We start from the raw sequence: 13,356 nt of genomic DNA on the forward strand, positions 1-13,356 counted from the left end.
CATCTTAAACCGTAATACATTATTTACTTAAAAGCGCTACAACTAATTCTGCAGCAGCCGCTCCCGAATTCTGCTGTTGTCCGGTAATTAAATTCCCGTCCTGAATAGCGTATGAACTAAACGGAGCCGCAACTTTAAATGTTGTTTCCTGTAATTTTCTAGCTTCTTCTTCAATTCTGTAAGGCTGAATTTTCATTCCGACCGCCTGATCTGCAAACTCTTCTTCTGCGTCAGCAAAACCGGTCCAGGTTTTTCCTTTTACTAATAATTCACCATTTGATTTTTTAGCTTCCAATAATAATGTTGTTGAATGGCAAACCGCTGCGCTTGGCTTTCCGCTTTCATAGAAACTCACAAATAATTGTTCCAGATCTTTATTTCCTCTGAAAGTGTACATCGGTCCCTGTCCGCCAACCAGAAAAACCGCATCATAATCTTTTGCATTAACTTCAGTCAGTTTTCTTGTATTTTCAAGCATCTCGTTAAAGTCAGTTTTCTGTATGTACCCTAAAGAAATTACATCATGTGTAGAATAACCGCTTTCGTCCAAAGGATTGGAATAGCCGTCCATTTCCAGTTTTCCTCCTTCTGTTGAAACCAGTTCCACTTCGTAACCTGCTTCCTGAAAGACTCTTAAAGGATGAGTTAATTCTGCTGCCCAGAAACCGATTGGCCAATTGGTCTGTTTACTCACACTCGGCGAGCTTGCCACCATCAGAATTTTACCTTTTACGGGAGCTCCGTGAAAATGAACATAACTATTTACTTCTTTTACTTTTTCCATTTTTTGTTTTTTTGATTTTAAAATCTCTAATTTTGATGAAACAAAGATAATTCTGAGTAGGAAAGAAAATCAATAATGGCTATCTTTGTAAGAAACACACAAAAATGTAAGTATGCCTGATTTTGTTTCGGATAAGCACCTTTTTCACAATCCTGTTGAATTTGCCATGAGCAAAATAGGCGGAACCTATAAAATGCCTATTCTCTGGCGTCTGAAAGACAAAGCATGGCGTTACTCGGAATTGGCTAACAGCATTCCTCATATTTCAGACAGGATGCTTTCTAAGAGTTTAAAAGAATTGCTGGAAGACGGCTTTATTTCCAAAGAAATATTTCCGGAAGTTCCTCCAAGAACTGAATACAATATTACAGAACGCGGTAAAAAAGCTGTAGAAATTATTTCAACTTTAAGAAATTACGGATTTGAGCTGATGAAAGATTTCGGAATTGAAGAAAAATAATTTAAGTCTATTACTTCATTTAAAGCAGCGCTATAATTTTATCAGCTTCCCGAATTCCGCTTAAGTAAGCACCGTGAGCGGTTGAAAAATAATCTGCTTCCGTGTGTTCTCCGGCAAAGAAAAGTCTATCGTTTACCTCTTCTGCCAAATCATCGAAATGAGACATTTCTGTACCGACTGCCGTATAGGAATAGGAACCGAAAGAATTTTCATTATTCTGCCATTTGGTACGCAGCAAATTTACCGGATTCGGAATGCTGTTTCCATAAATATCTTTCAGATGACTCATGATTTCTGAGATAACCTGAGAATCTGACATCGTCTCTGTCTGTCTTGCATAATCTGCGTAGGCAAAAGTCATTAAAGCATTTGCATTTGGACTGAATTTCTTTACATTCACAAAATAATTAAACTTATCTCTAATTTCAGGTGTGTAAGAAATATACTGTACATCATCCCAAAAAGCAGTGTTCCATATTAAAAGAAATTTATTTACACAGTTCATTCCCACTTTTTGGATAGCGTTTTGCTTTGCAGCAGGAAGTGAGGGAAGAAATTCAATTTTATTGGCTTTTAAAACCCCCAACGGAACACTTACAATTACATAATCTGCCTCTGAAATACTTCCGTTATGAGTTATCTTTATTTTGGCATTGCTGTAATCTATTTTGCTAACTCTTTCATTGAGTCTGATATTTAATCCGGAAGATAAAAAACTGGCAATCGTATCATAACCATTGGTTGCTATTTTTTCTACTCCTCCAAATTCTTCTCCTTCATCATAAAGCACGGAAGAAACCTTATCCAGATCTCCCCTGTCGAAAGTGAAGTAGGTAGAAAGAAAAAATTTCCATAGCCTGTTGTTGAATTTATCCGGATATAAATTTTGAAAAACGGTCTGAAAGCTTTGCGCCGGATTTCCGCTGTTTTTTAAAGTGGAAAGAATATTGTAATATTCGGTTTCCGTATTATCAAATACGGTATTACTCCGCAGAATTCCTCCAATATCGTAAGATTTTCTGCTGTCATCAACCGTTTCAAAAGTCTGCATTCCTGCCTGCTGCGCAAGATTTGTTATCGGATTGCCATTAATTCCGTGAATCCAGCTTGCTCCTTCATCAAAAGGAATTCCCAGACTTCTGTTGGTCTTTAATCTTCCTCCAACTTTCTCCTGAGCTTCTAAAACTGTAACCTCAAAGCCTTTTTCTTTCAATTTTTTGGCTGCAGCAAGACCGGAAATTCCAGCTCCAATAACGATGACAGATTTTCCGTTAGGAGTTTCAGTTTCATCTTCCGAAGAACATGAGTTTGCCAGCAAAGAAGGTGCTAAAAATATAAGGGGAAGACCTGCTAAAGTATTCTTAATAAATTTTCTGCGTTGCATTTGTATTTTTTGAAAAACAAATATATTCAATTTTAAATCTGTTTTTCACGGCACGTCAAAAATTTAATAAGCTCTGAATAGTTTTTCAGTTTTAAATTACTTTCTCGTAACCCTCAGTAAAATAACAATTACTAAAAATACAGAAAATATAAATCCTAAAACAGCTACCAAAGACAACTCCCCGATTCTCGGACCCGATTCTGAAGTAAATACAATTGCCGTTGCAATGATATTTGCGCCTAAAATCATTGCCAGAATAAGATTGATAATGCTTGATTTTATCAGCTGGTTTGTTTTTTCAATATTCTTTATTTCGCTGGAAACGGTGAATTTATTTTCGTCTAATTTCTGTAAAACAGAACGCAGTTCTTTGGGAATTTCATCTACACTGTCTGTAAACATGAGCATTCTGTCCATTCCTGTTTTTACAATATTTTTCGGACTTATTTTTTTAGTAAATATTTTTTTGGTGTAAGGATGAAGACTTTTTACCACATCCAAGTCCGGATTTATAGTTCTTCCCACTCCTTCAATAAGACTGATCCCTTTGAATAAAAGATAAAAGTAATCCGGCATATGAAGACGGTTGTCTTTCAGAACATCTTTCATTTTATTGATGATGACCTGTGCATTAATTTCTTTTAAGGATGAGCTGTGAACGAAATTCAGAATATCTTCCACATCATTTTCAAATCTTCTTTCATCCGGAATCTCATAACTGATAGCCATTTTCTTCAGATAACGTACAATTTTATGCGGATTTTTGGCTACAAAACTTACAATAAGATTTTCAAGGACTTCCTTGTCATTCGGAGGGATTTTTCCAACTGCACCGAAATCAATAAAAACTACTTTTCCGTCTTTTTTTACTAAAATATTTCCTGCGTGAGGATCTGCATGGAAAAATCCATAGTCTAAAATCTGAGAGACAAAAAGTCTGAGACCTGTTTCGGAAATGTTTACAGGATCAATATCGTATTGTAAAAGAGATGCAGTATCCGTCACTTTAATCCCATCAATAAATTCCATACAGAGAACATTATTGTTGGAAAATTCTTCATAAACCTTTGGAACGTAGGTTTCTTTGCTGTTTTTAAAATTTCTTCTGAACTGCAGGATGTTTTCCTTTTCATTAATCAGAGAAACTTCTTCCAGTAAAGATTTTTCAAAGGTGGAAATCGCCTGTTTCAGATTGAGCTTCTCTCCTATTTCGGAATAAGAAGAGACCAGCTTTTCCAGATCTTTGATGAGCAGTAAATCGTCTTCAATCACAGACTGAACATCTGATTTTCTAATTTTCAGAATAACCTCTGTTGCATCAATTAATGTTGCTTTATAAACCTGCGCAATCGATGCTGTTGCCAAAGGCTGTTTCTGAATATCCGCAAAATGATCTTTCACCGACATACTGAATTCGTTTTCCAGTATTTCTTCCACATTCATTTCAACCGTTTCCACTTTATCCTGAAGTTTCTGCAGTTCCTGAAGAAGTTCCGGCGGAAGAAGATCTTCTCTGTTGCTGAAAGACTGTCCGAGCTTTACAAAAGTTGGTCCCAGTTCTTCCAAAACGAGCCGGATTCTTTCGTAAACAGTTCCTTTTGATACGACTTCATCGGAATTGGCGGGAATTTCCTCTTTATTTCCCCCGTTCATTCTTGCCAACAGATCTTTGAAGCCGTATTTGCTTAACACGGAAATTAACCGGGCAGATCTTTTTAATTTTCTTTGCTGTTTATCGAACATAGTCTGAAATGTAGTTGCAATTTAATTCAAAAATTGTTCCTATTGATAATAATTAATTTTCTATTTTAAATCGCTTTTTTATAATTTCCCTTTCAGTTTGTTCTGATCGAGGCGCAACGCAGTGAATAATCTATTTCCTAAAACAAAGATCGCAAAGATTTTATTTAAAAAGGTTGAAAATATTTTTCGTTCGCAATGGCGTTCTGCTCAGCAAATGATAGCAGTGTAATGCAAGTTTTTATTATAGCAAATTTTTGAAGTAAATTTAATTAAATACGATATGTCATCCTGAAAGAAGCGCAGCAGATTGAAGAATCTATTTTCTAAAACAAAGATCACGAGGATTTTATTTAAAATGATTGAAAATATTTTTCGTTCGCAATGGCGTTTTACTCAGCAAATGATAGCAGTGTAATGCAAGTTTTTCTTATCGCAAATTTTTGAAGTAAATTTAATTAAATACGATATATCATCCTGAAAGAGGCGTAGCAGATTGAAGAATCTATTTTCTAAAACAAAGATCACGAGGATTTTATTTAAAAGGATTGAAAATATTTTTCGTTTGCAACGGCGTTTTACTACTTCGGATCTTCGATTTCACTCAGCAAATGATAATAAAGCTGTTCAATCTTTTCAATTTAGTTTGTCTTTTCACAGGAATCTAAACTTAGTATTAGAGAAATATAAGACTGAAAGATTTGCGCTTAGATTTCTAAGGATTGACAAACTCTGTGGTTATTTCCTAATGTTAATAAAGCAACTTCCAACCATAGCCCCGATAGAAACGACATCCTTTTTTGTTGCGGGCTAAGCGAAGCGGAGCCAGTAACAAAAAAGATACAGTGGATAGCGGGAAAAAGCTCTAAATGAATATTCTATCATTTTTTTCTTTAACTTTACCATGACAAAATATTTAAAACCAACGCTAAAAAATTATTAAAATGAAAAATTTAAAGAAAGTTTCAAGAGAACAAATGAAAAGTATCGCAGGAAGCGGATTTATCAGAAACTGCTCTAATAAGTGCTGTCCTGATGATGGAAGACCAAGATGTCCCGGATTAATCTGTCCGGCTGTTTTGTGCCCGAATTAGGATCTTTTTTGAAAGAATAAAAACGGAATGCAGAAATGCATTCCGTTTTTCTATTTTAGGTATGTTTCGTACAAATCTTTTCTTCTGTCTTTCATGACCTGAACTGAACCGTGATGATGCAGATCTTTCAGTAAATTTAAATCAACATCTACAATTAATGTCATTTCTGTGTTCGGGGTTGCCTCTCCTTTCACTGCATTGGACGGAAACGCAAAATCCGAAGGGGTAAAAACCGCCGCCTGACCAAACTGAATATCCATATTATTAACTCCGGGAAGGTTTCCTACGCAACCTGCAATTGCCACATAACATTCGTTCTCAATCGCTCTTGCCGCTGCGCAATGGCGAACACGCATATACGCATTCTGGGTATCTGTAAGGTAAGGCACAAAAAGAATTTTCATTCCCTGATCGGCTAAAATTCTTGGAAGCTCCGGAAATTCAACATCGTAACAGATCACTAAACCTATTTTTCCGCAGTCGGTATCGAAAACACGGATTTCGTTTCCACCTTTCATTCCGTAATATTTTTTCTCATTGGGCGTGATGTGGATCTTCCTGTATTCATCCACTCTGCCATCTCTGTGAAGAAGGTAACTTACATTATACAAATCATTATTTTCGAAAACCGGCATGCTTCCGGAAATGATATTGACATTATAACTGATCGCCAAATCTGAGATTTTCATCTTGATCTCTTCGGTTAATTTCGCCAGCTCAATCATACTGTCTCTTTCCGAAAGTTTATTGAAAGGAGCCAGCAAAGGGGTATTGAATAATTCCGGAAACAGAACGAAATCTGCTTTGTAATCTCCCATCACATCTACGAAAAATTCCACCTGTTCATAAAAAGCATCAATATCCTTAAAATGTCTCATCTGCCACTGAACCAATCCCAAACGAATGATACTGTCCTGCATCGTATTTGGTTTTTTGCTGTAGTAAATGTTGTTCCATTGGAGCAAAACCGCATTTTCTTTGGATGATTCGTCCTCCGGCAAATATTTCTTTAAAACTCTGATGGGTAAAAAGTTATTGGAAAGCTGAAAAGACAAAACCGGATCATAAATTTCTTTATCGCGGACTCTTCGGATGTATTCTCTTGGAGACAAATCGCTGTATTTATGATAATTGGGTATTCTTCCGCCTAAAACAATTGATCTTAGATTCAGTAATTCGCAGAGTTCTTTTCTTGCATCATACAATCTTCTTCCTAGGCGCAGTTCACGAAATTCCGGATCCACAAAGACTTCGATTCCGTACAGTACATTTCCGGTTGAAAGGTGGGTGTTAAAAGTATAATTTCCTGTAATATCGCTGTACGTATGATCGTCGCCAAATTCGTCATAGTTCACAATAATAGAAAGGGCAACTGCTGCGAGTTTTCCGTCTACCGTAATGCAGATTTGTCCTTTAGGAAATATCCGGGTAAGTTTTTCGATACTTTTTTTAGACCAGACGTATTCCGACATTTGGGGATAAGCTCTCTTCATGGTAACGACCAATTCATCATAATCCTGAACCGTTAATGGTCTTGTTTCTATTTGCATTTGATGTAATTTTATTTAAATTTAGGGAAAATTTTTATTTTTAATAATTTGCAGAAATAAAAAACATTTGTTATAAAAATTATGCTTGAAAATCTTTCTGATCAAAAGAAAATTAACCTATTCTTAATATTTTCTGCTTTATTTCTTATTTTTTTCATTTATCAACTTGCCAAACCGGACAATGGAAACGATAAATTTATAATTGCCGAAATTAAGACATCAATTGATGGAACGGTTATTAAAAAAGTTGCTGTAAGAAAAAATCTTTTTAGCCATGTTAAAATTTTCCGAAAAAATAAATTTGACACGTTAATTTTTCTCGGCGAGCATACTGATAGCGTAAATATTGGCGATAGAATTTTAAAACAAAAAAACTCACCTTTCTTTTATGTTTTAAATAAGGGAAAAGTTCCTAAGAAATATATTTTTACATTAATTTCTGAAAATACTTTAAATAACTATGGATTTCCAAAAGCATGGAAAGACAGTTGTAAAAGAAATTGGAAGAAAGTTTTAGTCAGAGACGAAAACGACTAGTATTGACCAATGAAATAAAAAAAACCACCAAAAAAGGGCAGTATTTATATTTTATCTTGAATAATCAGGCAAAGATAGCTCAGAAATATTACTCAATTCAATAGAATCTTTTGCCTCATTATATCTTACATACATTGTTCTCCACTTTTTTTTCATCGCTTCCTCTTTTGTAAAAGAATGTTCTTTTACAGTAAAGTGTTCTTTCATATGGTCAAAATCTTCATATTTAAGTTTAAAAATACTTTCAAGCTTCTGACTTACAAGAAACTCGTAATCTTTATATTTAAAATAACCGTATTTCTGACTTTTAATTTCATCATTTATCCTTGGTGAATTTTCATTAATAATGGTAGGTTTTTGATTCGTGAACAGTAAATCCAATTGCTTTTTTTCCGAATTTTCAAATCCTGACACAATTATAAATTTCACTTTTTTCTTTGCATTAGAATCTTCGATAAATTTATCAATCTCAGCAATTATTTTCTTCTGACCAATAACTTCGCTGATTTCAGGATTCTTATTACAGGCAGACAATATCAATAGAACAGCTATAACTAAAATATTTTTCATGGTAAAACTTCAAAAAATTTAAATGACAAAAATACTAAAACAAAAAATCCCGCCAAAAGGCAGGATTTATATGTAAAATTTCATTCAAAATTATTCCCACTCGATAGTTGCAGGCGGTTTGCTTGAAATATCGTAGGCTACTCTGTTGATTCCTCTTACTTCGTTGATGATTCTGCTGGAAACGGTATCTAAAAACTCGTAAGGAAGTCTGCTCCACGTTGCTGTCATAAAGTCGATGGTGTTTGCGGAACGAACGACTGCTGTGTATTCGTATGTTCTTTCATCGCCCATTACGCCTACAGATTTTACCGGAAGAAGCACCACGAAAGCCTGAGACACTTTTTCATACAGATCGTTTTTGTATAATTCTTCAATGAAAATATCGTCTGCTTCTTGTAGAATTCTTACTTTTTCTGCATCCACTGCTCCCAAAACTCTGATTCCCAATCCCGGACCCGGGAAAGGATGTCTGTGAACCAGATGATGAGGAATTCCCAATTCTTCGCCCACTTTTCTTACTTCATCTTTGAATAATTCTCTCAGAGGCTCAAGCAATTCGAATTCCATATCTTCAGGAAGTCCGCCAACGTTGTGGTGCGATTTAATTACCGCTGAAGGACCATTTACCGACTGACTTTCAATTACATCCGGATAAATTGTTCCCTGTGCTAAGAATTTAGCTCCTTCAATTTTATGAGATTCTTCATCAAAAACGTGAATAAACTCGTTTCCGATGATTTTTCTTTTCGCTTCAGGATCATCTACTCCGGCTAATTTTGATAAAAATCTTTCGGAAGCATCCACTAATTTAATGTTCATATGGAAATGCTCTCCATAATTATCCATTACTTTTTTGCCTTCGTCTTTTCTCAATAAACCTGTGTCTACGAAGATACACGTCAACTGGTCGCCAATTGCACGGTGAATTAAAACTGCCGCTACAGAAGAATCTACCCCCCCTGAAAGTCCAAGAATTACTTTCTGATCTCCGACTTTCTCACGGATTTCGGCAACTGTTTTTTCGATATAATTGGTCAGTTTCCAGTTTTTCTCTGCATTACAGATTCCGAAAACGAAATTTTCCAGCATTTTTCCTCCTTCTTCGGTGTGGGAAACTTCCGGGTGAAACTGTACGCAGTAGATTTTTTTATCTTCATTAGAAATTGAAGCAATTACACCTGATTTTGCATTCAGTTCAAATCCTTCAGGCAATTCTCCCACTTCATCGAAATGACTCATCCAAACCACAGAATTATTGGTAACGCCTTTTAATAAAGACGATTCTTTTACGATTTCAAGGTGTGCTTTTCCGTACTCTCCTTTTACGCCTTTATGAACTTTTCCGCCTAAAAGGTGTGCTGTTAACTGCATTCCGTAGCAAATTCCCAGAACAGGAATTCCCTGCTCGTATAATTCTTTTTCAACCAAATGGGCATTTTCTGCATTTACAGAACTTGGTCCGCCGGAAAGAATAATTCCTCTCGGCTGTTTCTCTAACAGTGTTTCTAATGGTGTATTGAATGGTAAAATTTCCGAATATACGCCCATCTCACGGATTCTTCTTCCGATAAGCTGGTTGTACTGTGATCCGAAATCTAATATGATAATACCGTTGTTCATTTTTTATAATTGATGAATAATGATTGATAAATGATTTTGTAAAATTGTCTGAAATTATAGCCCCGATTGCAGCGGCATCCTTTTTTGTTATTGCGATTGCTGAAAAGTTCCAAATATTGCTTCACTTTGTTCGCAATGACAAAAAAGATACAGCGGAAAGCGGGAAATAGCTTCTAACAAAAAAAGCCCCGAAAAATCAGGGCATTATTTTAAAACTTTCCGATGTCTTCTCTGTAGAAGCCGTAATCGAAATGCACATGGCTTGCATCTTCATACACTTTTTTGCGGGCATCTTCATACGTTGCTCCTGTAGCCACGATGTTCAGTACTCTTCCACCGTTAGAAACTACTTTATCTCCTTTTCTGATGGCTCCTGCGTATAAAAGTTTGCTGTATTTCAGTTTATCTTCGCCCACGATTTCGAAACCTGTTTCGATGTTTCTTGGGTAACCACCTGAACACATGACAAGACAAACTGCTTTTTCGTCTTTAAATTTAAGCTCGATGTCTTTTCCGTCCATACAATCCTGAATAACATCCAGAAGATTGTTTTCCATCAAAGCCATTAAAACCTGCGTTTCAGGATCTCCGAATCTCATGTTGTATTCTAAAAGATAAGTTCCGTTTTTCGTTACCATTAATCCGAAGAAAATGATTCCTTTGAAGCTGAAACCTTCTCCTTTAAGACCTTTAATGGTAGGTTCTAAGATATTTTTTTCGAAATCGGCGTAGTGTTCCTGAGTAAATTCGGGGCTTGGAGCTACGGTTCCCATACCTCCTGTATTGGGTCCTGTATCGCCATTTCCGGCTTTTTTATAATCTTTCGCCGCAATACAAGGGAATAATTTTTCCCCGTTTGAGAATGCGATGATAGAGGCTTCAAATCCTTCTAAATATTCTTCGATCACTAAACGGATTCCTGCATCTCCGTAGATTCTTCTGATCATAAAATCATGAATCGTTGCTTCAGCTTCTTCCAATGTATCGCAGATTACTACGCCTTTTCCGCCTGCTAAACCACTTGCTTTAACAACCAATGGAAACTTCTGCGTCTGCACATATTCTTTAGCTTCATTATAGGAATCGAATACTACTGCTTTTGCCGTTTTGATATCATAGGTCTGCATGAATTTCTTAGAGAAAGCCTTACTTCCTTCCAAACTTGCAACTTTCTGATTCGGACCAAAAACTTTAAGATCGTGTTTTTTGAATTCGTCCTTTAAACCTGCTACAAGCGGTGCTTCGGGACCAACGATCGTTAAGTCTACCTTTTCTTTGATGGCAAAATCTCTAAGTTCTTTAATCTCTGATAAATGAACATTTTTTCCAATAACATCAGTGGTAGCGTTTCCGTTGGCGAAAAACATTTTAGAAATTCTTGGGTCATTCTGAAGTTTTGCTGCCAAAGCAGATTCTCTTCCACCTTCACCTATGATTAATATTCTCATACTTTATTTAATTAACTAGTCTATAATTTACAAATATATAATTTTGGATGCTATAAATACAATCTCAAAATATAATTTACGGATGTATGCATTTAATCTCAATAAAAATTTTTAACGCAAAGTCCGCTAAGATATCTTTCATAACTGACTGCTTTTTAAGTTCGCAAAGGCGTTAACACTCAGCAAAGACAAGAAAGCAATCTATCCTAAATTACAGATTTTCTTCTATAATTTTAATTTAATTTTAATTAATGTAAAAAATGTCTAATTCCGGTAAACATCATCGGGATTTTGTGTTCGTTGGCAGCATCTATGCTGTCCTGATCTTTTACACTTCCTCCCGGCTGGATGATTGCCGTAATTCCTTCCTGAGCGCAGAAATCTACTACATCACGGAACGGGAAAAACGCATCTGAAGCCAATACTAAATCGCCGGAGAATTTTTCTTTGGCTCTTTCGATCGCCTGTTGAGTTGCCCAGATTCTGTTTACCTGTCCTCCTCCGATTCCGAAAGCCTGAATTCCGTTGGAAACGACAATCGCATTGGATTTTACATATTTTACCACTCTCTGAGAGAATAATAACGCTTTTTTCTGCTCTTCCGTAGGCTGTGTTTCTGTGACAACTTTGATGTCATCTGAAAAGATGCTGTCGTTGTCCTGAACCAAAATTCCTCCGTCAATTTTCACCCAAGTCTGTTTGTCTGAAACCGGATTGACAATTTTTATAATTCTTAAGTTTTTTTTCTTTCTTAAAATTTCAAGTGCTTCTTCATCAAATTCCGGAGCCATTACAATTTCAAGGAAGGTTTTGTTTAATTCTTCTGCGGTTGCCGCATCGATTTTGTAGTTCATAGCAACAATTCCGCCAAAGATGGAAACCGGATCGCATTCGAAAGTTTTCTGATAGGTTTCCAGAGCTGAAGTACCGATCGCCACTCCGCAAGGTGTAGAGTGTTTTACTGCACAACAAGCCATTTCTTCTTTGAATTCGGTCACCACTTTCCAGCAAAGATCCATATCCCGAAGATTGTTGAAAGACAATTCTTTACCTCCCAACTGTTCGAAATCTTTCATCGCTCCGTTTTCGAAAGTAGAAACGTAGTAAGCTGCAGTCTGATGAGGATTTTCTCCGTATCTCAGGTCAGAAACTTTTTTGTAAGAAGCATTGAGATAAGTAGGATATTCTTCTTCTAAAAGCATTCTTGAAATCGCAGCATCATAAGCTGAAGTAAGGTTGAATACTTTTCCTGCGAGTTTTTTACGGGTTTCGATGTACGTGTCACCGTTTTGCTCCATTTCGATTTTTACGGTTGCATAATCTTCAACATCCGTGATTACCGTAACAGAATCGAAGTTTTTCGCTGCAGAACGTAGCATTGAAGGTCCTCCGATGTCGATGAATTCTACCTTTTCGTGAAGAGAAATGTTTTTGTTTACATTTTCGAAGAAAGGATAAAGATTTACAATTACCATATCAATCAGTCCAATTCCGTGCTCCTGAACGGTATTCATGTGTTCTTCGTTGGAACGTACCGCCAACAAACCACCGTGAACTTTAGGGTGTAATGTTTTCACTCTTCCATCCAACATTTCCGGGAAATTGGTAACCTCATCAATCTGAATCGGATTTAAACCAGCGTCTTTCAAATGTTTGAACGTCCCTCCTGTAGAAATCAATTCATAATTTTGGGCTTCCAAAAACTGCGCGAATTCGGTTAATCCGCTTTTGTCAGAAACACTGATTAAAACTCTCTTTTTGCTCATTTTACTTTCGATTTTTTACTTTTTACAGCTATTTCAAACTGTAGACCGGTTCTTTCACCTCCGGTCTGTTTTATTTTTACTTAGATTTTTCTTGTTTTCGAAATAATAAAATCTAAATGTGTTTTTCATTAAAGAGATGATTTATTTCCTTCGACAAGCTCAGAATAAACTCTTGACTCAGCGCTACATCTCTAATACTAACTATTTTTCTGTTCTGTTTGTCATGCTGAAAGCATCTCAGCTAAGCTTAGATTCCTACGGAATGACAAACTGAGTGGCTAGATTTTGCGTTGTCAGGCTGAGCTTGTCGAAGCCTTTCGTTGTTGTTAGTTTTTTAACCACCCCGTCAAAAATTCTTTGAATTTTTGCCACCCCTCCAAAGGAGGGGAATTTTTGTATCGCT

11 protein-coding genes are annotated in these 13,356 nt (G+C 36.2%); 3 read left to right on the top strand and 8 right to left on the bottom strand.

Features of this window, described 5'->3' with window-relative positions:
* Nucleotides 1-19: 19 nt before the first annotated feature.
* Complete coding sequence (locus tag AC52CF_RS13050) at nucleotides 20-784, bottom strand: type 1 glutamine amidotransferase domain-containing protein (protein WP_214589300.1); 765 nt, start codon at nucleotides 782-784, stop codon at nucleotides 20-22.
* A gap of 112 nt (nucleotides 785-896) precedes the next feature.
* Here AC52CF_RS13050 and AC52CF_RS13055 point away from each other — a divergent pair, with 112 nt between their 5' ends.
* A complete protein-coding gene (locus AC52CF_RS13055) occupies nucleotides 897-1,244 on the top strand; it encodes a winged helix-turn-helix transcriptional regulator (RefSeq protein WP_214589299.1) in 348 nt (115 codons plus the stop codon).
* Between the two features lie 19 nt (nucleotides 1,245-1,263).
* Here AC52CF_RS13055 and AC52CF_RS13060 read toward each other — a convergent pair whose 3' ends face one another.
* Together AC52CF_RS13060 and AC52CF_RS13065 are read right to left on the bottom strand one after the other, a co-directional pair.
* The gene (locus tag AC52CF_RS13060) at nucleotides 1,264-2,628 is read right to left on the bottom strand and encodes a flavin monoamine oxidase family protein (RefSeq protein ID WP_214589298.1); all 1,365 of its coding nucleotides are present in this window, start codon (nucleotides 2,626-2,628) and stop codon (nucleotides 1,264-1,266) included.
* A gap of 96 nt (nucleotides 2,629-2,724) precedes the next feature.
* A complete protein-coding gene (locus AC52CF_RS13065) occupies nucleotides 2,725-4,371 on the bottom strand; it encodes an ABC1 kinase family protein (protein ID WP_214589297.1) in 1,647 nt (548 codons plus the stop codon).
* Nucleotides 4,372-5,312: 941 nt separating this feature from the next.
* Here AC52CF_RS13065 and AC52CF_RS13070 point away from each other — a divergent pair.
* On the top strand, nucleotides 5,313-5,462 hold the full coding sequence (locus tag AC52CF_RS13070) for a bacteriocin-like protein (RefSeq protein ID WP_214589296.1): 150 nt from the start codon (nucleotides 5,313-5,315) through the stop codon (nucleotides 5,460-5,462).
* A 50-nt stretch (nucleotides 5,463-5,512) separates the two neighbouring features.
* Here the strand turns inward: AC52CF_RS13070 and AC52CF_RS13075 are convergent, their stop codons facing one another.
* Nucleotides 5,513-7,012 (bottom strand): carbon-nitrogen hydrolase family protein, encoded by a 1,500-nt coding sequence (locus tag AC52CF_RS13075; RefSeq protein ID WP_496517237.1) that lies wholly within the window; start codon nucleotides 7,010-7,012, stop codon nucleotides 5,513-5,515.
* Between the two features lie 81 nt (nucleotides 7,013-7,093).
* Between AC52CF_RS13075 and AC52CF_RS13080 the strand changes: the two genes are divergently transcribed.
* Complete coding sequence (locus AC52CF_RS13080) at nucleotides 7,094-7,549, top strand: hypothetical protein (RefSeq protein WP_496517238.1); 456 nt, start codon at nucleotides 7,094-7,096, stop codon at nucleotides 7,547-7,549.
* A 51-nt stretch (nucleotides 7,550-7,600) separates the two neighbouring features.
* Here AC52CF_RS13080 and AC52CF_RS13085 read toward each other — a convergent pair whose 3' ends face one another.
* The 4 genes from AC52CF_RS13085 to purH form a co-directional block, all read right to left on the bottom strand.
* Nucleotides 7,601-8,119 carry a hypothetical protein gene (locus tag AC52CF_RS13085; protein WP_496517239.1) on the bottom strand — a complete coding sequence of 173 codons (519 nt, stop codon included), beginning with the start codon at nucleotides 8,117-8,119 and terminating at the stop codon, nucleotides 7,601-7,603.
* Between the two features lie 90 nt (nucleotides 8,120-8,209).
* Entirely contained in the window at nucleotides 8,210-9,739 is a 1,530-nt protein-coding gene (gene guaA, locus AC52CF_RS13090; protein WP_496517240.1) for a glutamine-hydrolyzing GMP synthase, read from the bottom strand.
* 209 nt (nucleotides 9,740-9,948) lie between these two features.
* The gene (gene purD / locus AC52CF_RS13095; RefSeq protein ID WP_076393473.1) at nucleotides 9,949-11,187 is read right to left on the bottom strand and encodes a phosphoribosylamine--glycine ligase; all 1,239 of its coding nucleotides are present in this window, start codon (nucleotides 11,185-11,187) and stop codon (nucleotides 9,949-9,951) included.
* A gap of 248 nt (nucleotides 11,188-11,435) precedes the next feature.
* Entirely contained in the window at nucleotides 11,436-12,953 is a 1,518-nt protein-coding gene (purH, locus tag AC52CF_RS13100; protein ID WP_076393472.1) for a bifunctional phosphoribosylaminoimidazolecarboxamide formyltransferase/IMP cyclohydrolase, read from the bottom strand.
* Between the last annotated feature and the right edge of the window lie 403 nt (nucleotides 12,954-13,356).

The sequence above is a fragment of the Chryseobacterium sp. 2P genome, from assembly GCF_059579425.1.